Consider the following 23,153-nt stretch of genomic DNA (forward strand, 5'->3'; position numbering starts at 1 on the left):
CACCGACCCACTGTAGGAGTGAGCCTGCTCGCGATGGGGCCAGTCAGTCAGGCGCCGAGTACGCGGCACGCCTCAGCCGGCAAGGTCACCGACACCGGGTTGCCAATGCTCAAACCAAACCCCTGACACGGCGTGCTCAGCGCCGTAAATGAAACCCCGGAACACTCCACCGTCGTTTCAATCGTCGCGCCGATATCGCGTACGAACGTCACCGTACCGAGCAACCGATTTCCCGCCGTGGCCTGCGGGTGCGACAGTTGCAGGTCTTCAGGACGAATCAGCATCTTCACCTTCTCCCCCACCACAATGCTGCTGCAAATCGGCACTTCCAGCGCGGCGCCCCCCGGCAACCCGACCTTGCCGTTGCCCAGCGCCGTGGCGGGGAAGATGTTGCCCGAGCCGATAAAGTCGGCGACAAATTCGTTGGCCGGGTGCCGGTAGATTTCAATCGGCGACCCCACCTGCTGCACCCGATGCTCACCCAGCACCACCACGATATCGGCCATGGTCATGGCTTCACGCTGGTCGTGGGTCACCATGATCGTGGTGATGTTCAGGCGCTGTTGCAGCTGACGAATTTCCACCTGCATCGATTCGCGCAGCTTGGCGTCGAGCGCCGACAGCGGTTCATCCAGCAGGAGGATTTTCGGGTGGTTGGCAATCGCCCGGGCAATCGCCACGCGCTGGCGTTGACCGCCGGAGAGTTTGGCCACCGGGCGATCAATCATCTCGCTCAGCTGAATCAATTCCAGCAACTCCACCACCCGCGCCTGCTGATCAGCCTTGCTGACCCCGCGCAGTTTCAGCGGATAGGCGATGTTCTCCCCCACCGTCATGTGCGGGAACAGCGCCAGGGACTGGAACACCATGCCGAAGTTGCGCTGATGCGCCGGGGTGTGGCCGATGTCTTCACCGTCCAGGCGAATTTCGCCGCCGCTCAGGGTCTCAAGCCCGGCGATCATCCGCAGCAAGGTGGTTTTACCGCAGCCCGACGGGCCGAGGAAACACACCAGTTTGCCTTCCGGCAAATGCAGGTTTACATCCTTTACCGCGCAGGCCGAGCCGTAATGTTTCTCGACGTTTTCCAGAATCAGACCAGACATAAATCACCTCAAGAATCAGAACGAAACGCCACCTTCACCGACCAGCTTCTCCAGCGCCCAGATCAGGACGAAGTCGATCAGCACGATCAGCACGGCAAACGAAAATACGGTGGGGTCGAGCGACGACACGGTGCGGCTGTACATCCAGATCGGCACGGTCATCACATCGATGGTGTAGAGGAAATAGGTCACGGTGAATTCGTTGAACGAGACGATGAACGCCAGCAGCATGCCCGCCAGAATCCCCGACTTCATCAACGGCACCACCACATCGATGATCGCCCGCAGCGGTGAAGCGCCAAGCATTTGCGCGGCCTCTTCGACTTCGCTGCCGATGGAGAGCATTGCGGCGGTGCAGTTCTTCACCACGAACGGCAGGGCCAGGATCACGTGGGCAATCACCAGCCGCGAGGTGGTCATCTGGAACGGCAGGCTGTCGAACACCAGCAGCAATGCCAGGCCCAACACCACCATCGGAAACACCAGCGGCAGCGACATCAGTTGCAGCGCCACGGCCTTGCCACGGAACTCGCAACGGGTCAGCGCGTAAGCCGCCGGCACCGCCACAATGGTGGCGAAGACCATGGTCAGGCACGCCACCATCAGGCTGGTAGTCATGGCTTTGCCCAGGCTCAGCACATCGCTGGCATCGGGCGACACAAAGGTGTGCCAGGCCGCCTTGTACCATTGCAGGCTGTAACTGCTCGGCGGGAAGTCGAGGTTCGATGCGCCGCTGAACGACATGACGATCATGGTCAGGATCGGCAACACCGCCAGCAGCAGGATGAAGCCCGAGAGAATGCCGGCAAACTTGCCGGTCTCACCGGGCAGCAGCCCATAACGTTTCTTGGTCAACGTGCTCATTGGGAAGCCTCCAGCATGCGCCGACGACGGCCAGTGATGAATTCGGACAAGGTCATGATCGCCAGGGTGGTGACAATCAGCACCACTCCGGCAGCGGACGCGGCGGGCCAGTTCATCAGCGGGGCGATCTGGTCATGCACCATCACCGCCAGCATCGGCACGCGCCGACCGCCGAGCAACAACGGCACCACAAAACTGCTGGCGTTGTAGGCAAACACTAACGTCGCGCCGGTGATGATCCCCGGCATGCTCATCGGCAGCACCACCTGGCGGAACACTTGGAAGCGACTTGCCCCCAGGGTGGCGGCGGCTTCTTCGTAAGTGCGGGCGACGCCGCGCATGGCGCTGGCAATCGGCAGCACGGCCAACGGGAACGCGGTTTGCACCAGGCCCATCAACACGCCGTTCTGGTTGTAGAGCAGCATGATCGGTCGCTTGATCAGGCCCAGGCCCATCAGTGCCTGATTGAGCATGCCGCCAGGGCCGAGAATCACCAGCCAGCCGTAGCTTTGCAGCAGCAGGTTGACCAGCAACGGCAGCAGCACCGCCGCGAGGAAGATCCGTCGCACGAACGGCGAGGTCAGGCGCGACATGGTGTAGGCCACCGGGATCGCCAGCAACACCGCGATCACCGCGCTGATCAGCGCCAGACGCAGGGTCAGCAGCAAGGATTTGAGGTAATAGGGTTCGAGCAATTGGGCATAACTGGCCAGGCTGAACCCGGTCCACTCTGCGCCTTTGGTGCCCACGCTCATGCGCAGTACCAGCAGGCTGGCGGCAATCAGCACGCCCAGAAACAGCATCGAGGGCGAGAGGAAAAACCACGCACGCGCCGTCGGCGAAACACCCCGATTGGCACGCACGGGAGTGGCGGCGACCGGATGAGTCAGAGGTTGGTGTTCCATAGCAAAGGTCTCGTCAATGGAAAGCAGCTGACAAACACAGCCCTCAAAACCACATCAGCCCCCTGTGGGAGCGAGCCTGCTCGCGAAAGCGATCCATCAGTCGACATCAATGGTGAATGTCAGACCGCATTCGCGAGCAGGCTCGCTCCCACAGGGGATCTTCAGTGGTTGAAGATCTTGTGTTCGCCACTCAATCAGGAAGAAAAGATTTCCGTGTAACGACGAATCCATTGGTCATGCACGGAGGCCAGGAAGGCGTTGTCGTGCATGATCGCCTTCTCGGCAATCTGCTCCGGCGTGAGGATGTAAGGGCTCTTGCGCGCTTCGGCGGAGATGATCGCCTTGGCGTTGACCGGGCCGTTGTAGATGTCCTCGGCCATCTTGCCCTGCACCAGCGGGTCCAGAGAGTGGTTGATGAAGGCGTAGGTCAGGTCGGTATCGCCCGGACGGTTCTTCGGCATCACCGAGAGCATCAGGTCGGTGTAGAAACCTTCCTTCATCCCGAACGTAGCGCCCAGGCCATAGGCCGGATCGCGGATCTGTTTCGGGAAGAACGCCGGTGCGTACAGGCCGCCCATGTCCAGGGAACCGGTGCGGAACAATTCGGCGATCTGGTTCGGGTTTTCACCCAGGGTGACCACACGGTCTTTCAGCTCGGCGAGTTTCTTGAAGCCCGGCTCGATGTTGTGCTCGTCACCCCCGGCCAGTTTGGCGGCGATGATGATCAGGTCCATCGCTTCGGTCCAGTTCGGCGGCGGCAGGAAGATGTTCGGCGACAGCTCGGCGTCCCACAGGGCGGCGTAACTGTCCGGTGCTTCCTTGATGGTGCGGGTGCTGTAGACGAGGCTGTTGCACCACAGCAGGTAACCGATGCCGTGACCGTTAGCGCCGGTACGGTATTTCTCCGGTACGTCGACCAGGTTGGGAATGCGGTTAAGGTCTGGTTTTTCCAGCAGATTGGCTGCTGCCAGACCTTCGGCGCCGACGCCGGCCAGGGTGATGATGTCGTACTGCGGACGATCACCGGCGGCCTTGAGTTTGGCGACCATTTCCGAGGTGCTGCCGGTGCGGTCAGCGATGACCTTGCAACCATATTTGTCTTCGAAGGTGGCCGCGATGTTACGCAGTGCAGCCAGGCCGGTGTCGTCGGACCAGGTCAACAGGCGCAGGGTCTTGCCCTGGAAGCGCGTGTCGCTGGCATTGGCCTTGACGAAGGGCAAACTCATGGCCGCCGCGGCTACGGACGCCACGCCCACGGTTTTGATGAATTGACGTCTGTTCAGATCATGTTCGCCCATTACGGACTCCCTTTGTTTTTGTAGGTATAAGGCAGGTCGAAACTGTTGCATCCGCGCAGCCGGATCAGCGTTTTCCCTCGTATTTTCGGGGGTTTGGCTGAACCAGTGAGTTCATCCTGAGGTCGTGCAAAACACCTGACTATCGATAAAAACTCATCGAAGCCATGACACCAGTGCATGCCTCGATACGAGGCATGCACTCACCTGTTTCGTGCCTTCAGACGGCGCGAATCACGTGTTTGATTTCCTGGAAAGCCTGCAAGCCCCACGGCCCCAATTCGCGGCCGATGCTGCTCTGTTTGTAGCCACCCCAGGCGGTCTGCGGGAAGATCACTTGCGGCGCGTTGATCCACACCAGCCCCGCCTGCAAGGCGTTGGCGACCCGATCCGCGGCTTCGTTGTCGCGAGTCACCACGCTGGCCACCAAACCAAACTGGCTGTCGTTGGCCAGGGCAATCGCTTCGGCTTCGGTGGCGAAACTGCGCACGCAGATCACCGGGCCGAAAATCTCTTCACACCACAACGCACTGCCCTGGGGCACTTCGGTGAAAATCGTCGGCTGCAAAAAATAGCCGCGGGGCAGGTCTGCAGGGCGATTACCGCCGCAAACCAGCTTGGCCCCGGCGCTCAAACCGCGATCGATGTGGCCCAGCACACGCTGGTATTGCGCCTGATTGACCAGCGCGCCCATTTCCACGTTCGGGTCGAACGGGTCGGCGACGCGAATGGCTTCGGCGCGGGCCTTCAATCGGATGAGGAACTCATCTGCCAATTCATCAGCGACCAGCACGCGGCTGGTGGCGGAGCACATTTGCCCGGCGTTGAAGAAACCGCCGCCACAAGCCACTTCCACCGCCAGTTCGATGTCGGCGTCAGCGAGCACCAGCAGCGAAGATTTGCCGCCCAGTTCCAGGCTCACGCCTTTGACGGTTTCCGCCGCACGTTGCATGACCTGCACACCGACCGCATTGCTGCCGGTGAAGGAAATTTTGGCGATGCGCGGGTCGGCCGACAGCGGCGCGCCGACGGCCAGGCCCGTGCCGCAGACCAGGTTGAACACGCCATCCGGCAAGCCGGCCTCAGCGACGATCGCCGCCAGTTCCAGCTCGGGCAACGGCGTGACTTCGGACGGTTTGAGCACCACGCAGCAACCGGCCGCCAGGGCTGGGGCGAGTTTCCAGGCCGTGGTGACCATCGGGAAATTCCACGGCACGATCAGGCCGACCACGCCGCACGGTTCACGGCGCACGCGAGCGCTGAAATCGTCGGTGGGCAGCTCGACGTTGCTGTCTTGTCTGGCATCGAGGCCTTCGGCGAGACCGGCGTAGTACTCGAACGTCGCGATCACGTCATCGACGTCGATGGCGGCTTCGAACAGCGGCTTGCCGTTGTTGCTCGACTGCAACTTCATCAAGTGGTCGCGCCCGGCCTGCACGCCGGCGGCGATTCTGCGCAGGATCGCGCCGCGTTCGGCACCGGTGGTTTTCGACCATTCGCCGAACGCCTGGGTGGCGGCGGTGACCGCTTGATCGACGGCTTTTTCATCGCCGCCATTCACGGTGGTCAACAGGGCTTCGGTCGCCGGGTTGATCACACGCAGATGTTCGTTGCCAGCCGACCATTGGCCGTTGATGTACAGGCCGTCCAGAGTGGTAGGGAAACTCATTTCGACACCGCCTTCATCCACTGGGTCTGATCGATTTCAATCAGGGTCGGGCCCTGACGGTCGGCGGCGCTGCGCAAGGCGCTGCGCAGTTGTTCAACACCGTTGACCGCTTCCGCCGCACAGCCCAGCGCCTTGGCCACACCGATGAAGTCCGGGGTGTAGATGTCCACGCCCACCGGTTCGATGGCGCGGTTGACCATGTATTTCTTGATCTCTTCGTAGCCCTGGTTATTCCACAGCAGGACGATCACCGGGGTGCGCGCTTCAACGGCGCTGGCCAGTTCCGGCAGGGTGAATTGCAGGCCGCCGTCACCGATCAGGCACACCACCGGAGGACGCGCGCCGTTTTCAAGGCTGCCACCGAGCCAGGCGCCGATTGCCGCCGGCAAGGCGTAACCGAGGGTGCCGTAACCGGTGGACGAATTGAACCAGCGACGCGGGCGTTCCGGGTTGAAGGTCAGGTTGCCGGTGTACACCGGTTGGGTCGAATCGCCGACGAACACTGCGTCCGGCAATTCGTGCAACACGGTTTCGAGGAAGCGGGTCTGGGCCAGGGTCGGGGCGTCCCAGGTGGCGGCGAGGTCGTCACGCAGACGGGCAGCGCGGACTTGTCCCCAATCGTTGCGACGCTCGGCCAGCGAGTGCTTGGACAGTTCACTGAGCAAGGCTTGCGCGGCGTTACGCGAGTCCGCCACCAGGGCGACTTTCGGCGGGTAATTGCGCACGGTCTGGTCGGGGTCGATGTCCACGCGCAGCAGCACGCCGGGAATCTCGAAACCGCCGGCAAACGTGACGTCGTAATCGGTCTCGGCCAGTTCGGTGCCGATGGCCAGCACTACGTCGGCCTCGGCGACCAAGGCACGGGTCGCAACCAGGCTCTGGGTCGAACCGATCAGCAGCGGGTGACTGGACTCGAGCATGCCTTTGGCATTGATGGTCAGGGCCACGGGTGCGTCCAGCCGTTCGGCCAACTCGGTCAACTCGGCGGCGGCATCAATGGCGCCGCCACCCGCGAGAATCAGTGGGCGCTTGGCGCCGGCCAGCAGCGCGGTCATGCGGCTGATGGCGCTTGGCGAGGCGCCGGCACGGTCGATGTTCACCGGGAGACTGGCGAGTAGGTCATCGGCTTCTTCGACCAGCACGTCCAGCGGAATTTCGATGTGAACCGGGCGAGGACGGCCGGCCTGGAACAGAGCAAAGGCGCGGGCCAATACGCCCGGCAATTCAGCCGCCGACATCAGAGTGTGGGAGAACGCCGCCACGCCGCCGACCAATGCGCTCTGGTTCGGCAGCTCGTGGAGCTTGCCGCGACCACCGCCCAACTGGCTGCGCGATTGCACGCTGGAAATCACCAGCATCGGGATCGAATCGGCGTAGGCCTGGCCCATGGCGGTGGTGATGTTGGTCATGCCCGGGCCGGTAATGATGAAGCACACACCCGGTTTGCCACTGGTGCGCGCATAACCGTCGGCCATGAAACCGGCGCCCTGTTCGTGACGCGGCGTGACGTGGTTGATGCTCGAACGGGCCAGCCCGCGATACAGCTCCACGGTATGAACCCCGGGAATGCCGAACACCTGCTCGACCCCGTAATCTTCGAGTAACTTGACCAATACTTCGCCGCACGTCGCCATGTCTTTGCCCTTTTTGTTCGTTTGAGACGCCGGGCCTGCGCAGTGTTTATGATGCGTGGGCAGGTCCAGGGATGGCCTCATTGGAACGGGCGACACGTAGCCGCAACAATGGATAAAAAGTCATACTAGCCATGTCCTCACGTCATACCTTGGATCCAAATGAAACGATTGCCTCCCCTGCCGGCGCTGCACACTTTTCTGATTACCGCGCAGTGCTGCAACTTCACTCGGGCCGCCGAACAGCTCTACATCACCCAAGGCGCGGTGAGCCGGCAGATCGCCGGGCTGGAAGAACATCTGGGTTATGAGTTGTTTATCCGCCAGGCCCGGGGCTTGAGCCTGACCGCTGAAGGACGCGAGTGGCTGCCACGGGTGCAGCAGATTTTCGGCTTGATCGACGAGGCGGTGGAACAGATCGGCGAGAAGCGCGAAACCCTGCAACTCAAGGCCCCGACATGCGTGATGCGCTGGTTGTTGCCGCGCCTGGTGCAGTGGCAAAGGGAGCGCCCGGACGTGCCGGTCGAACTGACCACCACGGTAAAACACGGCGTGGATTTTCATCGCGAGCAGTTCGATGCGGCGGTGATCTATGGCGTACCCCCGGAGACATCACTGGCGTCCCATCGACTGTTCGATGAGCAACTGACGCCAGTCTGCTCCCGGCCGTACCTCGAGGGGCCTGTGCCGCTGCAAGCGCCGGAGGATCTGGAACAACACATGCTGTTGCACCCGACCCGCGATGAACGCGACTGGAAAGCCTGGCTGGCCAGCGCCGATATTCGCTTGAGCAATGTCGGCAAGGGCCAGCATTTCGAAACCCTGGACCTGGCGATGTCGATGGCGTCCCAAGGGACTGGCGTGGCGATTGGGGACTGGTCGTTGATTGGCGACGACCTGAGCGCTGGGCGACTGGTCATGCCGTTTGAATTGAAGGTGAAGACAGGGTTGGCGTATTACCTGGTGTTCCCGGAAAAACCCGGGCCTTCGCCGAAGTTGCGCGAGTTGTTGGGGTGGTTGGTGGAGCAGGCTCAGTCACGCTGAGCCGCGAAGACTTGGTGCATAACCCTGTGGGAGATTCTATGGTTGAGGGGAAACCCTCAACTGACCTTTGACTGATATTCGCTTTGCCCTTTCAGCAAGGCGAATGCCACCCGCGCAAGCTTGCGAGCCAGCATCACCAGCGCCTCAGTAGTGCTGAAGCCCCGGGCTCTTTGGGCTTCGTAAAACCCTTTCCAGGCTTTCGTACGGCTAGCCGACATCGCTGCATTGTGCAGAAGCCGGCGGGCCTCGGGGTCACCGCGCTTGGTCAAACTGCGGCGACCGTCCTTCTGTCCTGATTTAGACACCCGTAAATCCATGCCCAGGAAGGCGATAAACGCATCCGCGTTTCTAAAATCCCCGCGCTGAAATGCAGTTATCAAGCGAGCCCCAGTCAAAAATCCAATGCCTTCAACTTTCAGGCAACGTTTCAGTTGACCGAGTAAACCGGCTTCTTTGAGCTGATCGTTGATCGTCTTTTCGATCAGCGTTTCAAGCTGCTGCATGGACTTCACTTGTTCTGCAAAAGCCGCTTTCAGCAGCGGCTCATTCGACCAACTCTGCACCAGGCCAACCCTAGCCTGGACCAAGGCAGCCCGGCGGCGGAAGAGGCTCAGGAGCTGGCGGTACAGCGGTGATGGAGGGGTCCAAGGGCGCAACTCCTCGGCTTCGTTCTTCAGGTAACGGGCCAGCAACTTGGCGTCCAGCGCGTCGGTTTTGGCGCGGATTTTCACGCCTTCGCGATAATGTTTGAGTTCATAGCCTCCCACCATGTAAATCGCACATCCGGCCTCATAGGCCAGATCAGCAAAGTCCAGGTGATAGATGTTGGTCGCCTCAATGGCAATAGCCACCGTCCCCGGCAACGTATTCAGCCACTGCTTGATGGATGTTTTAGTGTTGGGAATCTCTTTAAGCAAATCGTTATCAGCCTGATAAATCACCAGTTCATTCTTGGCGACATCCACGCCCACGATCGGTTTTGATAGAGAGACCGGCATTGCCATAGGATTTCCTCCGAGATAAGGTTTGAGCACTTGAAGGGCTCACCCAGAGGCGCAGGCTTGTTCCTATCGTCGGTCTAGCCAGATGCATTCTTTATCGGCGCTTGGGTGAAAGGAGGAGGGGCGAAATCTCCCACAGTCTGTACTGCGTCAACAGTCAGAATCGAGCCTTGTCCCTCCTCCTCCCTTCAAGTCCTACCATACAAGCGAGCCTGCTCGCGATAGCGGTGAGTCAGTCGGCATATTTGTTGAATGACCCACCGCTATCGCGAGCAGGCTCGCTCCCACAGGTTTTTCAGTGACTCAGTAACCGACGGTGAACCGCTGACGCGAATGCTTCGGCGCTTCCACTTCATCGATCAGCGCAATCGCGTAATCGGCGAACGAAATCCAGCTCCGCCCTTCGCTGCTCACCAGCAAATCATCCTTGCCCACCCGAAACGCCCCCGTACGCTCACCTTCGACGAACTCCGCCGACGGTGACAGAAAGGTCCAGTCCAGATCCTGTTCCTCACGCAGGTTTTCCAGAAACAAAGCCCCGGCGCTCGCCTCAGCCTTGTACTCCTCAGGAAATCCCTTGCTGTCGATCACTCGAGTGCCGTCCGGCAGCAACAGCGAACCCGCACCGCCCACCACCAGCAGGCGTTTCACCCCGGCCTTTTTCACCGGCCCGATCACCGCGCTGGCGGGAAGGGTCGCGAAGTGCGCCGCGCTGATGACCACGTCATGGCCTTCGACGGCCGCCTGCAACGCTTGGGCATCAAGGGCATCGACATCCTTGGCGACCACCCCGGCACGCGGGGCGATTTTCGAGGTGTCGCGGGCAATGGCCGTGACGCTATGACCCCGACGCAGGGCTTCTTCCAGCAATTGGCTGCCGGCACGGCCGGTGGCACCGATGATTGCGATTTTGCTCATGACGTTCTCCAGTTGGCTTGAGTACACGCGTATTCGTTTGGCATCCAACATTGTGGCGAGGGAGCTTGCTCCCGTTCGGCTGCGCAGCAGTCGTAAAACCTGAGAGTGCGCTGTGGCTCAAACACTGCGGAGGAGCGCTTCGCACTGGAGCGCCAGCCCGGTCCAGCGGGAGCAAGCTCCCTCGCCACAGTTAATCCACTCGCCACATAAACTCATTCACCCCACTTCATCTCGCCCTTGGCGACTTTCGCGCTCAGCTCCAGCGAGCTGTCTTCGCCCAAAGTCGGGAAGCGTTTTTTCATGGCGGCGATCAGCGCGGCGGCGTCTTTGGCCTTTGGGGTTTCTTCGTCGAAGGCCTTGATGTAATCGGCAGTAAACTGCACCGCGGCCAGCGAACGGGCGCTCTCACCGAGGTAATGCCCCGGCACGATGGTTTTCGGTTTCAAGGTTTCGATGGCATGTAGCGTAGCCAACCAATCGGTGTGGGATTGCGCAGTCTGGGTGTCGGCCATCCACACGTGGATGTTTTCGGCGACGACCACGCCACCGACCACGGCCTTGATCGACGGGATCCACACAAAGGTCCGGTCCGGCTGCTTGCCGTCCAGGCCCACCACCTGCAACTTCTGCCCTTCAAGCATCAGGCTGTCACCCTTGAGTACGCCCGGCACGATGGTTTTGGCCGGCACGTCGGCGCCCATTTTCGGGCCCCAGAACGCCAGTTTGCCGTCGACGGTGTGCTTGATGTGATCCACGGTCGGCTGCGAGGCCAGCACTTTGGCGTTCGGGAAGGCGGCGGTCAGGGTGTCGAGGCCGAAGTAGTAATCCGGGTCACCGTGGCTGATGTAGATGGTGGTCAGTTGCTTGCCGCTGGCGCGGATTTTCTCGACCACCTGTTCGGCCTGGGACTTGCCGAATTGCGCGTCGACCAGAATCGCTTCTTTCTCACCGCTGACCAGAACCGAAGTCACCGGGAAGATTGCCTTGTCGCCCGGGTTGTACACGTCCAGGGTCAGGGTCGATGCCGCAGCCGCGTGGGCCGCGAAGCCGAGGGTGGCGGTGGCCAGGAAAAAGCGCTTGAGAGAGGTGAAGCCGATCATCTGTTGCTCCGTTGTCCAAATGCCGTGTCTGGCGATGGGGACAGAGCTTAGTTGCATGACTCAGTACAAAAAATGCGATGCTTGAACATAGTTTGTTTCTGAAAGCGGGCAAATCATGGATCGTCTACAAGCAATGCGAGTGTTCGTCTCAGTGGTCGACCTCGGCAGCCAGTCGGCCGCCGCCGATCATCTGGACCTGTCACGGCCGGTGGTATCGCGTTATCTGGCCGAGCTGGAAGACTGGGTCGGCGCGCGTTTGATGCACCGCACCACGCGCAAATTGAGCCTGACTGCCGCCGGCAGCGAGATTCTGCCCCGGTGTCGGCAGATGCTCGACCTGTCCACCGACATGCAAGCCGCTGTCAGCGAGCCGGACGAGGCGCCACGTGGCTTGCTGCGCATCAGCGTCAGCACCTCGTTCGGCCAGGCGCAATTGGCGGATGCCATGGCGGCTTACGTCAAAAGGTACCCCGGTGTCAGCATCGACATGCAGATGCTCGACCGCACGGTGAACCTGGTGGATGAACGCATCGACCTGGCGATCCGCACCAGCAACGACCTTGACCCGAACCTGATCGCCCGGCGGCTGACCGTCTGCCGCTCGGTGATCTGCGCCTCCCCTGCTTACCTGAGCGAACACCCGACACCGCAGCGGGTCGAGGACTTGAGCCAGCACAACTGCCTGACCCACTCCTACTTCGGCAAAAGCCTCTGGCATTTCGAGGAGAACGGCGAGCCGGTGTCGGTGCCCGTGCAGGGCAACATCAGCGCCAACGAAGCCAGCACATTGCTGCGCGCAACCATGGCCGGTGCGGGGGTGGCAATGCTGCCCAGTTATCAGGCGGGTGTGCATATCCACAACGGCGAGCTGATCCGCCTGCTGCCACACGCCGAGCCCCGGCAGATGAACGTGTACGCGGTGTACGCCTCACGCAAGCACATGCCGGCGGCGCTGCGCAGCATGCTGGATTTTCTGGTGCTCAGGTTTCCCGAAGAACCGGCATGGGATATCGGCCTGTAACCGAATCCCCTTGTAGGAGCGAGCCTGCTCGCGATGACGGTCTGAAATCTGACATCTTTGTTGCCTGACACTCCGCTATCGCGAGCAGGCTCGCTCCCACAGTTTGATTGGTGATACCGCAGCCTTTGCGCTCGACTCCACTCCCCTTGTGGGAGCGAGCCTGCTCGCGATGACGGTCTGACATTCAACACCTCTGTTGCCTGACACTCTGCTATCGCGAGCAGGCTCGCTCCCACAGTTTGATTGGTGATACCGCAGCCTTTGCGCTCGACTCCACTCCCCTTGTGGGAGCGAGCCTGCTCGCGATGTCGGTCTGACATTCAACATCTCTGTTGCCTGGCACTCCGCTATCGCGAGCAGGCTCGCTCCCACAGTTTGATTGGTGATACCGCAGCCTTTGCGCTCGCCTCCACTCCCCTTGTGGGAGCGAGCCTGCTCGCGATGACGGTCTGAAATCTGACATCTTTGTTGCCTGGCACTCCGCTATCGCGATCAGGCTCGCTCCCACAGTTTGATTGGTGATACCGCAGCCTTTGCGCTCGACTCCACTCCCCTGTGGGAGCGAGCCTGCTCGCGATGACGGTCTGACATTCAACATCTCTGTTGCCTGGCACTCCGCTATCGCGAGCAGGCTCGCTCCCACAGTTTGATTGGTGATACCGCAGCCTTTGCGCTCGACTCCACTCCCCTTGTGGGAGTGAGCCTGCTCGCGATGACGGTCTGACATTCAACATCTCTGTTGCCTGGCACTCCGCTATCGCGAGCAGGCTCGCCCCCACAGTTTGATTGGTGATACCGCAGCCTTTGCGCTCGACTCCACTCCCCTTGTGGGAGTGAGCCTGCTCGCGATGACGGTCTGACATTCAACATCTCTGTTGCCTGGCACTCCGCTATCGCGAGCAGGCTCGCTCCCACAGTTTGATTGGTGATACCGCAGCCTTTGCGCTCGACGCCACTCCCCTTGTGGGAGCGAGCCTGCTCGCGATGTCGGTCTGAAATCTGACATCTTTGTTGCCTGACACTCCGCTATCGCGAGCAGGCTCGCACAGTTTGATTGGTGATACCGCAGCCTTTGCGCTCGACTCCACTCCCCTTGTGGGAGCGAGCCTGCTCGCGATGACGGTCTGACATTCAACATCTCTGTTGCCTGGCACTCCGCTATCGCGATCAGGCGCACTCCCACAGGGGGGTATCAGTGTTCTGAATGTCGGGGTACATACAAAAGCCCTGTCACTGGCAACTCACTCCCGCTGACCTATGCTCAAAGTAATACCGGAGGGTATTCGTTCAGAGGTCAACGCCATGAACACCAAAACAAGAAGATACCTCGCCATTTTCGTCACCTGCGCGGCGACGCTGGCGCTGTATGGCACCGCCGCCTGGCGTGTCGAGCAGTTGCGACAACTGCCCCGCGACTACGCGAGTTGTAACTTCGAGCGCTGCATTCCCCACAACGCGACCCTCAACGCCCTTCGGTAACGAAGGCGGTCAGGCCTCGTTGTCCTGATCGGCCTTCAAGCGGTCGCGAAAAGCCTTGGGCGAGATCCCTACCCGACGCCGGAACAGGCGTGTGAAGTTGGTCGGATCGGAAAACCCCAACACGTCGGACATTTCGTAAATGGTCATGCTGGTGTAGGTCAGCAAGCGCTTGGCTTCCAGCAACTGTCGCTCGTGCATGATCTGCAACGCCGGTTGCCCCGCCAGCTCACGACAGGTGCCGTTGAGGTGCGACACGGAGATCCCCAGCCGATGCGCCAGGTCCTCGACCTTGACGTGCTGACGGTAGGTCTCTTCCACCAGCTGGATAAAACCGTTGAGGTACTCCCGGGCACGGTGCGGACGCTGACTGGCAGCGCGGCGCGAAATCACCTGGCGGCTGACCCACACCATGATCACGCTGACCAGCGAATGCATGAGCATTTCACGCGCAGGCTGGTGCCCGGTGTATTCCTCTTGCAGCGCTGAAAACAGGCTGTTGAGGTAATCGCTGTCCTTGCCCGCCGGGTAACTTTCGGCTTGGGCCAACGCGTTCACCGAATTGCCCAGTTGCGCCTGAAGATGGGCAATCAATGGCGCGGCCAGGGTCACGACGAACCCTTCGACGTCCTCGGAAAACCGGTAACCATGCACCGATAACGGCGGCAGGATCAGGATCGCCGGTTCGGTGAGCTCCGTGTGTTTGCCTTCGATTTCAAGCTCTGCCTGACCTTTGAATACGAAGAGCAACTGGCACAAATCAGCGTGACGATGGGGTTTGATTTCCCATTGATGTTCGCGGCTGCGTTTGGAAATGGTTTCACAGTGCAGCAAGTCGGGGGTCGGCCAGTCCAGGCTTTCACCGTAGAGCTTGAACACTGGAATCGAAGGTAGGTCAGGCTTGTTCATCACTTCAATCCAGGCCTCAGAGGGTTACGGGCGATAATCGCACCGATTGGCAGAATGTACAGGTATCGGCTCAGTTTTCACCTTCAATTGACAGACCCGCAAGGGAAAAATGCAAGCACTCGATCCATAAAAATCATTCACCGGCCGTGGTCGCGTGAAGCTTGCGAGTCATAAAAACAATGAAAACGCTGAAAACCCAAATCGCCATCATTGGCGCCGGCCCCTCCGGTTTGCTGCTCGGCCAATTGCTGCATAACGCCGGAATCGACACCCTGATCCTTGAACGACAGACCCCCGACTATGTGCTCGGCCGAATCCGCGCCGGTGTCCTCGAACAAGGCATGGTAGAGCTTTTGCGTCAGGCCGGGGTGGGCCAGCGCATGGATGCCGAAGGGCTGGTCCATGGCGGTTTCGAGTTGGCCCTCGACGGACGCCGGGTACACATCGATCTGCAAGCCCTGACCGGTGGCAAAACCGTGATGATCTACGGTCAGACCGAAGTCACCCGGGACCTGATGGCCGCTCGTCGGGAGGCTGGCGCGCAGACGATTTACCAGGCCGGCAACGTCGTACCGCACGCAATGAAAACCGCAGAACCGTTCGTGACGTTTGAGAAGGATGGCGAGACCTGGCGCCTTGATTGCGACTACATCGCCGGGTGCGACGGTTTCCATGGCGTGGCGCGACAGTCGATTCCTGCCGAATGCCTGAAGGTCTTCGAGCGGGTCTATCCATTCGGCTGGCTCGGGATTCTCGCTGATACGCCGCCGGTCCATGACGAACTGGTCTACGCCCGCCACGAACGCGGTTTTGCCTTGTGCAGCATGCGTTCGGCAACCCGCACGCGTTACTACCTTCAGGTGCCGGCCGACGAGAAGGTCGAGGCCTGGTCGGATGAGCGCTTTTGGGAGGAGCTCAAATCGCGCCTGCCTGCGGCGCTGGCCGATACTCTTGTGACCGGGCCGTCCATCGAAAAAAGCATCGCGCCCCTGCGCAGTTTTGTAGTCGAACCGATGCAGTACGGGCGGATGTTCCTGGTCGGCGACGCCGCGCACATCGTCCCGCCCACCGGTGCCAAAGGCCTGAACCTGGCGGCCAGCGACGTCAGCACCTTGTTCACCATTTTGCAAAAGGTGTACACCGAGGGACGCCTCGATCTGCTGGAGAAATACTCTGAGATCTGCCTGCGCCGGGTCTGGAAAGCCGAACGGTTTTCCTGGTGGATGACGTCGATGCTGCACCGCTTCGATGATCACGACGCCTTCAGCCAGCGCATCTGCGAGTCGGAACTGGATTACTTCGTACACTCCGAGGCCGGTCGAAAAACCATTGCAGAAAATTACGTCGGGCTTCCTTATGAGGCTATCGAATAGCCTCCTACCGACTTACACTGGCGAGCATCCCCGCTCGCCATTGCCTCGTGCGGGACACTCACTGCCGGCAGGTTCCACCGTGACCAATCTCAACCAGCCTGAAACGCCTAAACCGGCTATTCGCAGCGTGTTGATCGCCCTGATGCTGGCGATCTTTCTCGGCGCACTGGACCAGACCATCGTCGCCGTTTCCATGCCGGCCATCTCCGCGCAATTCAAGGACGTCAGCCTGCTGGCCTGGGTGATTTCCGGCTACATGGTGGCGATGACCGTGGCGGTGCCGATCTACGGCAAGCTCGGCGACCTGTACGGCCGACGCAAGTTAATGCTGTTCGGAATGGGGCTGTTCACCCTCGCCTCGCTGTTCTGCGGCATGGCCCAAAGCATGGAACAACTGGTGCTGGCGCGAATCATCCAGGGCATCGGTGCGGGCGGGATGATTTCGGTCAGCCAGGCGATCATCGGGGATATCGTCCCGCCCCGGGAGCGCGGTCGCTATCAGGGTTATTTCAGCAGCATGTACGCCGTGGCGAGTGTGGCCGGCCCGGTGCTCGGCGGTTACATGACCGAATACCTGTCGTGGCGCTGGGTATTTCTGATCAACCTGCCGCTGGGCATCGGGGCCTGGCTGGTGGCCAATCGCACACTGGTGGGTTTGCCCGTGCCACAACGCCAACCGATCATCGATTACCTCGGCACATTACTGATGATTATCGGTTTGACCGCCTTGCTGCTGGGCATCACGCAAGTCGGTCAGGGCCACTCATGGCGTAGCGCCGAAGTGCTGAGCCTGCTCGGGGGCGCGGTGCTGGTGCTGGCGCTGTTCGTCTGGCATGAGCGCCGGGCGCGGGAGCCATTGCTGCCGATGCACCTGTTTGCCAACCGCAACGCGATCCTGTGCTGGTGCACGATTTTCTTCACCAGTTTCCAGGCCATCTCGCTGATCGTGCTGATGCCGCTGCGCTTCCAGAGCGTCACCGGCGCCGGGGCCGACAGCGCCGCGCTGCACCTGTTGCCGCTGGCCATGGGCTTGCCAATCGGGGCTTATTTCGCCGGACGCCGCACCTCGGTGACCGGGCGCTACAAACCGATGATCCTGGCAGGGGCGGTGCTGATGCCGATCTCGATTCTCGGCATGGCTTTCAGTCCGCCCCAGGCGTTCTTGCTCAGCAGTCTGTTTATGTTGCTCAGCGGCATTGCCAGCGGCATGCAATTCCCGACGTCATTGGTCGGCACGCAGAACTCGGTGGAACAGCGGGACATCGGCGTCGCCACCAGCACCACCAACCTGTTCCGCTCGCTGGGCGGCGCGGTGGGGGTGGCATTGATGTCGGCGCTGCTGCTGGCGCTGCTGCAGGATTCGAGCTTCGCCCACCTGGCCGGTTCGTCGATGATTGCCGAGGGCCGTTCAGGGAATGTGTTGCTGGACGGTTTGAACGCTGCACCGGGGGAGGCGCAGAACGCCTTGCGCGCCGAGTTGGCGCTGACGTTCAGGCATTTGCTGATGGTCAGTGCGGCGGTGTCGTTGCTGGGGTTGGCGGCGGCGGTTGCGATGCCGAACAGGGTGTTGCGGGGGCGTGAGGATAAAGTCCGATAGATAGACCGAGTCGCCCGCCATCGCGAGCAGGCTCGCTCCCACAATGGATCTTTGTCGTCCACAAATGCTGTGAACACTTGAGATCTACTGTGGGAGCGAGCCCGCTCGCGAAGGCGTCCTCACAGACACCGATGAATCAAGGGCTGTAATACCCGACCGCCACCAGAAAATGCCCGACCTTTTTCAGGTAGGCATGCTTGTCTTCAACCTTGCTGGTGACCGGGTTTTTCCAGCGGTATTCGTATTCGCCGTAATCCTGCTTGGCAATCAACGCCAGGATCGGCTCGCCCACCGGTTTGCCTTCCGGGTCCTTGATCTTGCCGAAGTCGGTATTGATCAGCCGCAGGTTGGTGCCGTGGGCCACGTAACGCTGGGTGTTGAGGTCAACGACGAACACGTACAGGTCATCCTGCAAGTAGCCGCCCTTGAGGGAGTTGATCGCAGTCAGCGTGCCCTTTTCGTCTTTGGCCAGATCCGTCGCCGCTTTGTTCAGCAAGGCCATCGCCTGTTCCGCCGACGCCCGTGGCAGGTAGTAACCCACGGCCAGAATCCGCTGGCCAACGCGCTGATAGAACACATGCTTGCGCTCGACCTTGCCGTCGGACCAGTTCTGCCAGCGGTATTCAGCCTGCTGAATCCCATTGCCCTCCGGCACTTTCAAGGCGTCCTTGAAGGCCTTCTGCAAATCCGGTCCCAGGGTTTCGGTCACATCACGCCCGATCAAGGCCGAAGACGGCCCGCCACTGGCAAGCATCACGCCCTTGGTATCGACCACGAAGACGTAACGATCCTTGTCGACAAACTCGCCCTGACGGCTGAACGCCGCGAACGCCTTGTCGCCGTTGTCGTGGTAGTAGGCCAGGGCTTTTTCCAGCAAGGCTTTGGCCGCCTGGCTGTCATCCTTTTCCGCCGTAGCCGCCTGAACCTGCCCCAGACACAACAACAGCATCCACCCCAGCACGGCCCACTTGTGCAGAACCCCCATAGCGCATCCCCTCGTTCTTGTCGGTGTTTCAAGAGCGTAGACGGCTATGGGATATGTACGAATTTTCAGGCCCTTGTAGCAGCTGTCGAAGGTTTACTGCCTTGCGCGGAGTTGCTGCTGCAGATTCTGGATCTGCGCCTGAAGGGTGTTGATGTTGCGGGTGGTCTGGCCGCGGAAGGCATCGAACTCGGCGGTATTGGTGACGCCTTGCGCTGATGCCGGGCGGTTGTCCTGCTGGCTTTTGAGCACGATCATGTCTTGTTCCAGTCGCTCGATGGCGGCGCTCGGGTTGCCCTGTTTTTTCAGCGCGACGATGTCGGCGCCGAGGCTTTTGAGCTGGGCGTCGAATTTGCTGGTGTCGTCCGGGGCGCTTTTCAGCGCAGCCAACTCGGTGCTCAAGGCTTTGACCTGCGCCTGCAATTGCGTGTTGGCGGCCTGGTGTTCGGTGCTCTGGGCAGTCATCTGCGCCAGGCGCTTGTCCAGGTCGGTGGTTTGCGCGGTCATTTGTGCCAGACGCTTGTCCAGGTCGCTGGTCTGACCGACCACACCTTGCTGCTGCTTGCTTTGGTCCTGCAACTGGTTTTCCAGCTGCTTGATTTGCAACTTCAGGGCTTCGCTGTCGCTGGTGACGTTGGTCTGGCTGGCGACCACCTTGCCGGAAATGTCCTGCAAGCGTCCCGCCGCATCCTCACTGATCCGCGCGAAACTTTCCTGGGTGGCCACCAGTTGCTGTTCCATCAGCGAAATCTGCTGAAAGCTCCACCAGGCAAGGCCGGCGAATGCGAAGAACAAAGCGCCGACCAAGGCCCACAGAGGCCCGGTACTGGCGCTTTTGACTTTGACTACCGGTGCCGGGCGCGAATGCACGGAGGTGCGTTTCGAGGTCGGAAAATCATCGTCATCGGGGACGTCGGCCCGCAGGTTCGGGACATCGTCGAAGTCGTCGTTGGCATCGTTACGCATGGACATTGAGTCAACCTTTGTGGAACGCGGTGATGGCTATAGGCGGCGAGTATAAACCCCACGGCCGCAGCGATTGACCCTCAACGCCAAACTCGGTTCAGTGCTGGCAGGTTTGTCACTGCAAAAGTCAGCGAATGTCCTGGGCTTTCCACCAGCCGCAGAATTCATCGAGGGCCGTCCAGAGACTGACTTTCGGATCGTAGTCCAGATAATGCCGGGCGCGGCTGATGTCCAGGGTGAAATTTTTGTTCATCACCTGCATGCCCAGTCGTGACAACGTCGGCTCGGGACGGCCCGGCCACAATTTACACACCCCTTCGTTGAGCGCGGCAACGCTGTAGGCCAGGCCGTAGGAACGGTAGCGCGTCACTTGTGGGACTTCCATCTTGCGCATGACGTAATTGACCACGTCCCACAACGGCACAGGCGTGCCGTTGCTGATGTTGTAGGCCTTGCCCAAGGCCGAGTCGCTGGCCAGCAAGCTGCTGAGCAATGCTTCATTGAGGTTTTGCACACTGGTGAAGTCGACCTTGTTCAGGCCGTTGCCGATGATCGCCAGGCGTCCCTTGCGCTGCATGTTCAGCAGCCGCGGGAAGATACTCATATCACCCGCCCCGGTGACGAAACGCGGGCGCAGGGCCAGGGTTTCGAGACCGAACTCCTGTGCGCCAAAGACCTTTTGCTCGGCGAGGAATTTGGTGGCGGCGTAGGGATGCTTGAAACGTTTAGGCACCTGTTCTTCGGTCAGCCCCAGATGATCACGGCCATCGAAGTAGATCGACGGTGACGACAAATGCACCAGGCGCCGGACCCGTTGTTTCAGGCAGGCCTCGACCACGTTTTCAGTGACCTGCACGTTGCCTTGATGAAAGTCCTGATAACGTCCCCACAAACCGACCGCGCCGGCACAATGCACCACGGCCTCGACATCGGAACACAGCTCGCGCGCCAGCTCCGGGTCGCTCAAGTCGCCCGGGATAAACTCGGCGCCACGGCGCACCAGGTGTTCGACGCTTTCGGCCCGGCGACCATTGACCCGCACGTCCAGGCCCTGCTCCAGGGCGAAACGCGCAAAGCGTCCGCCAATGAAGCCGCTTGCGCCGGTAACCAGAATTTTCATGTAGTGCTCCAACAAATGCAGCGGTGAGCATCAAGCTACACGCAGCAAGTTAAAAACGGTCCGCAAGCGCTTCACTTGCGGCTTGCAGCTTGACGCTTATGGCTGCTTCCAGGGCACCAGCCATTGCTTCGACGAACGCACCAATTGATCGGTCAGCAACCCCAGCAGCTGACCGCCATTGCGCCAATGATGCCAGTACAGCGGCACATCGATGGGCTTATCTGGCAAAAGCTCCACCAATACACCGCGTTCCAGTTGCTCGCGCACCTGCAATTCGGGCACCAGGCCCCAGCCAAGCCCGGCTTCGGTCAGGCGGATAAAGCCTTCAGACGACGGGCATAAATGGTGTTCGAAACCGCCATCGACCCCGAGGGATGCGAGGTAGCGATGCTGCAGGAAATCGTCCGGGCCAAAGACCAGCGCCGGGGTTTTTGCCAGCAGGTCAGCACGCACGCCTTCAGGAAAATGCCGGGCGATGAACGCCGGGCTGGCTAAGGCGCGATAACGCATGGCACCCAATAACACGCTACGTGCGCCAGCCACCGGGCGCTCGCTGGCGCAAATGCACGCGGCCACTTCGCCAGCGCGCATGCGCTTGAGGCCGACGGTCTGGTCTTCGACGACCAGGTCCAGCAGCAGGTGTTGCTCAGCGCAGAAATCACTGACGGCTGCGGCCCACCAAGTCGCCAGGCTGTCGGCGTTCAGGGCGATGCGCAGACGTTCCGGCAGACCTTCTTCGTCCAGCGCCGGTACCAGCGTCTGTAGATCCCGTTCCAGCAAACGCACCTGCTGGACATGGTTGAGCAGCCGCCGACCAATCTCGGTAGGCGCCGGTGGCGTGACCCGCACCAACACCGGCTGACCGACCCGCGCCTCCAGCAACTTGATGCGCTGGGAAATCGCCGATTGCGACAAGCCCAGCACCTGCGCGGCACGTTCAAACCCGGCCTGCTCGACCACGGCGGCCAGGGCGGACAGCAATTTATAGTCGAACATCAGTTTTCCTAATGAGCGATCAGCATGATTGGTTTTTCTTATACCGCGTTGCACCGGAGAATAGCCAGCAAGCACTCTTGAACAGGATCACCGACATGGCTGGCGAAACTTCATTGGCAACCCTGCTGCGCAGCATGAGCCCGCACCTCAATGAGGGCGAATATGTATTTTGCACCCTGCGCGACGGCCAATTGCCCGCCGGCCTAGCGATCGTCGGCAGCTTTCGCGAGCAGGAGGGGCTGACCGTCATTCTCGAACGCTCCCTCGCCGAGCAGGCCGGTTTCAGCTTCGACTACGTCGCGGCCTGGATCACCTTGAACGTGCACTCGGCCCTCGAAGCCGTCGGCCTCACCGCCGCCTTCGCCACGGCATTGGGCCAGGCCGGCATCAGTTGCAACGTGATCGCCGGTTACTACCACGACCATTTATTCGTCGGTCAGGCCGATGCCCAACGCGCAATGCACGTGTTGCGCGACCTGGCAGCCAACGCGGAGTAAACCCTTATGTGGCAAAGCTATGTGAACGGCCTGCTGGTGGCCGCCGGGCTGATCATGGCGATCGGCACTCAGAACGCGTTTGTGCTGGCGCAGAGCCTTCGACGTGAACATCACCTGCCGGTGGCGGCGCTGTGCGTCACCTGCGACGCCTTGCTGGTGGCCGCCGGGGTATTCGGGCTGGCGACGGTGCTGGCGCAAAACCCGACCTTGTTGGCGGTCGCCCGCTGGGGTGGCGCGGTATTTCTGATTTGGTATGGCAGTCAGGCGCTGCGTCGGGCGTGCTCGAAACAAAGCCTGCAACAAGGTGAAAACCAGACGGTGCGCTCGCTACGTGCGGTGATGCTCAGCGCGTTGGCCGTCACCTTGCTCAACCCGCACGTTTATCTGGATACCGTGTTGTTGATCGGCTCCCTCGGCGCGCAGCAAACCGAGCCCGGCGCTTATGTCGTGGGGGCGGCCAGTGCGTCGTTGTTGTGGTTTTTCACCCTGGCACTCGGCGCGGCATGGTTGGCACCCTGGCTGGCACGGCCCAGCACCTGGCGGATTCTCGATCTGCTGGTGGCGGTGATGATGTTTGCCGTGGCGTTTCAATTAATCGTCGCCAGCTGATTATTCCAAAAGGCTCTGGAACCTCTATCCCACACAGTTGTTGCGTGGTTATGCCGCACCCCCGGTGCTATGATCCG

Annotated in this window: 21 protein-coding genes; 7 read left to right on the forward strand and 14 right to left on the reverse strand. The window is 60.7% G+C overall.

Going from position 1 to position 23,153, the window contains the following annotated elements; genetic code table 11:
• Positions 1–47 precede the first annotated feature (47 nt).
• The 6 genes from RHP74_RS24440 to RHP74_RS24470 form a co-directional block, all read right to left on the reverse strand.
• Positions 48–1,103, reverse strand: coding sequence for an ABC transporter ATP-binding protein (locus RHP74_RS24440; protein WP_010457573.1), 1,056 nt, complete (start codon positions 1,101–1,103; stop codon positions 48–50).
• 15 nt (positions 1,104–1,118) lie between these two features.
• Positions 1,119–1,967: an ABC transporter permease gene (locus tag RHP74_RS24445; protein WP_010457574.1), complete on the reverse strand. Its 849-nt coding sequence runs from the start codon at positions 1,965–1,967 to the stop codon at positions 1,119–1,121.
• Complete coding sequence (locus tag RHP74_RS24450; RefSeq protein ID WP_311096491.1) at positions 1,964–2,872, reverse strand: ABC transporter permease; 909 nt, start codon at positions 2,870–2,872, stop codon at positions 1,964–1,966. Before RHP74_RS24450 ends, RHP74_RS24445 begins: the two co-directional genes overlap by 4 nt.
• 194 nt (positions 2,873–3,066) lie before the next feature.
• On the reverse strand, positions 3,067–4,170 hold the full coding sequence (locus RHP74_RS24460) for an extracellular solute-binding protein (RefSeq protein WP_010457579.1): 1,104 nt from the start codon (positions 4,168–4,170) through the stop codon (positions 3,067–3,069).
• Between the two features lie 217 nt (positions 4,171–4,387).
• Entirely contained in the window at positions 4,388–5,836 is a 1,449-nt protein-coding gene (locus RHP74_RS24465) for an aldehyde dehydrogenase family protein (protein ID WP_288110739.1), read from the reverse strand.
• Positions 5,833–7,470 (reverse strand): 5-guanidino-2-oxopentanoate decarboxylase, encoded by a 1,638-nt coding sequence (locus RHP74_RS24470; protein ID WP_077750445.1) that lies wholly within the window; start codon positions 7,468–7,470, stop codon positions 5,833–5,835. The genes RHP74_RS24465 and RHP74_RS24470 overlap by 4 nt, the downstream gene beginning before the upstream one ends.
• 159 nt (positions 7,471–7,629) lie before the next feature.
• Between RHP74_RS24470 and RHP74_RS24475 the strand changes: the two genes are divergently transcribed.
• Positions 7,630–8,511 carry a LysR substrate-binding domain-containing protein gene (locus RHP74_RS24475; RefSeq protein WP_010457585.1) on the forward strand — a complete coding sequence of 294 codons (882 nt, stop codon included), beginning with the start codon at positions 7,630–7,632 and terminating at the stop codon, positions 8,509–8,511.
• A gap of 56 nt (positions 8,512–8,567) precedes the next feature.
• On the opposite strand, the gene RHP74_RS24480 is transcribed toward RHP74_RS24475, so the two are convergent.
• From RHP74_RS24480 to RHP74_RS24490, 3 genes are all read right to left on the reverse strand, one after another.
• Positions 8,568–9,515 carry an IS110 family transposase gene (locus tag RHP74_RS24480; protein WP_042932411.1) on the reverse strand — a complete coding sequence of 316 codons (948 nt, stop codon included), beginning with the start codon at positions 9,513–9,515 and terminating at the stop codon, positions 8,568–8,570.
• A gap of 300 nt (positions 9,516–9,815) precedes the next feature.
• Positions 9,816–10,430 (reverse strand): NAD(P)-dependent oxidoreductase, encoded by a 615-nt coding sequence (locus RHP74_RS24485; protein ID WP_311096493.1) that lies wholly within the window; start codon positions 10,428–10,430, stop codon positions 9,816–9,818.
• 212 nt (positions 10,431–10,642) lie between these two features.
• Positions 10,643–11,530 (reverse strand): MBL fold metallo-hydrolase, encoded by an 888-nt coding sequence (locus tag RHP74_RS24490; RefSeq protein WP_311096494.1) that lies wholly within the window; start codon positions 11,528–11,530, stop codon positions 10,643–10,645.
• Positions 11,531–11,645: 115 nt separating this feature from the next.
• Here RHP74_RS24490 and RHP74_RS24495 point away from each other — a divergent pair, with 115 nt between their 5' ends.
• Entirely contained in the window at positions 11,646–12,551 is a 906-nt protein-coding gene (locus RHP74_RS24495) for a LysR family transcriptional regulator (RefSeq protein WP_311096495.1), read from the forward strand.
• 1,302 nt (positions 12,552–13,853) lie between these two features.
• The gene (locus RHP74_RS24500) at positions 13,854–14,030 is read left to right on the forward strand and encodes a hypothetical protein (RefSeq protein WP_010457594.1); all 177 of its coding nucleotides are present in this window, start codon (positions 13,854–13,856) and stop codon (positions 14,028–14,030) included.
• A gap of 9 nt (positions 14,031–14,039) precedes the next feature.
• Here RHP74_RS24500 and RHP74_RS24505 read toward each other — a convergent pair whose 3' ends face one another.
• Entirely contained in the window at positions 14,040–14,936 is an 897-nt protein-coding gene (locus RHP74_RS24505; protein WP_010457596.1) for a helix-turn-helix domain-containing protein, read from the reverse strand.
• A gap of 188 nt (positions 14,937–15,124) precedes the next feature.
• Between RHP74_RS24505 and pobA the strand changes: the two genes are divergently transcribed.
• Both pobA and RHP74_RS24515 read left to right on the forward strand, forming a co-directional pair.
• Positions 15,125–16,309, forward strand: coding sequence for a 4-hydroxybenzoate 3-monooxygenase (gene pobA / locus RHP74_RS24510; RefSeq protein ID WP_172962138.1), 1,185 nt, complete (start codon positions 15,125–15,127; stop codon positions 16,307–16,309).
• A 79-nt stretch (positions 16,310–16,388) separates the two neighbouring features.
• Entirely contained in the window at positions 16,389–17,906 is a 1,518-nt protein-coding gene (locus RHP74_RS24515; RefSeq protein WP_311096496.1) for an MDR family MFS transporter, read from the forward strand.
• Between the two features lie 136 nt (positions 17,907–18,042).
• On the opposite strand, the gene RHP74_RS24520 is transcribed toward RHP74_RS24515, so the two are convergent.
• The 4 genes from RHP74_RS24520 to RHP74_RS24535 form a co-directional block, all read right to left on the reverse strand.
• Positions 18,043–18,891, reverse strand: a complete 849-nt coding sequence (locus tag RHP74_RS24520; protein ID WP_077750482.1) for a cache domain-containing protein — start codon at positions 18,889–18,891, stop codon at positions 18,043–18,045.
• 93 nt (positions 18,892–18,984) lie between these two features.
• Positions 18,985–19,860: an ATPase gene (locus RHP74_RS24525; protein ID WP_311096497.1), complete on the reverse strand. Its 876-nt coding sequence runs from the start codon at positions 19,858–19,860 to the stop codon at positions 18,985–18,987.
• Between the two features lie 121 nt (positions 19,861–19,981).
• Entirely contained in the window at positions 19,982–20,974 is a 993-nt protein-coding gene (locus RHP74_RS24530) for an NAD(P)-dependent oxidoreductase (RefSeq protein WP_010457606.1), read from the reverse strand.
• Between the two features lie 96 nt (positions 20,975–21,070).
• The gene (locus tag RHP74_RS24535; protein ID WP_083375865.1) at positions 21,071–21,970 is read right to left on the reverse strand and encodes a LysR family transcriptional regulator ArgP; all 900 of its coding nucleotides are present in this window, start codon (positions 21,968–21,970) and stop codon (positions 21,071–21,073) included.
• A 95-nt stretch (positions 21,971–22,065) separates the two neighbouring features.
• Here RHP74_RS24535 and RHP74_RS24540 point away from each other — a divergent pair, with 95 nt between their 5' ends.
• Positions 22,066–22,467: an ACT domain-containing protein gene (locus RHP74_RS24540; protein WP_010457610.1), complete on the forward strand. Its 402-nt coding sequence runs from the start codon at positions 22,066–22,068 to the stop codon at positions 22,465–22,467.
• A 6-nt stretch (positions 22,468–22,473) separates the two neighbouring features.
• Positions 22,474–23,076, forward strand: a complete 603-nt coding sequence (locus RHP74_RS24545; protein WP_010457612.1) for a LysE/ArgO family amino acid transporter — start codon at positions 22,474–22,476, stop codon at positions 23,074–23,076.
• Positions 23,077–23,153: the final 77 nt, after the last annotated feature.

The sequence above is a fragment of the Pseudomonas sp. SG20052 genome (assembly GCF_031766055.1).
Classification (GTDB): domain Bacteria; phylum Pseudomonadota; class Gammaproteobacteria; order Pseudomonadales; family Pseudomonadaceae; genus Aquipseudomonas; species Aquipseudomonas mandelii.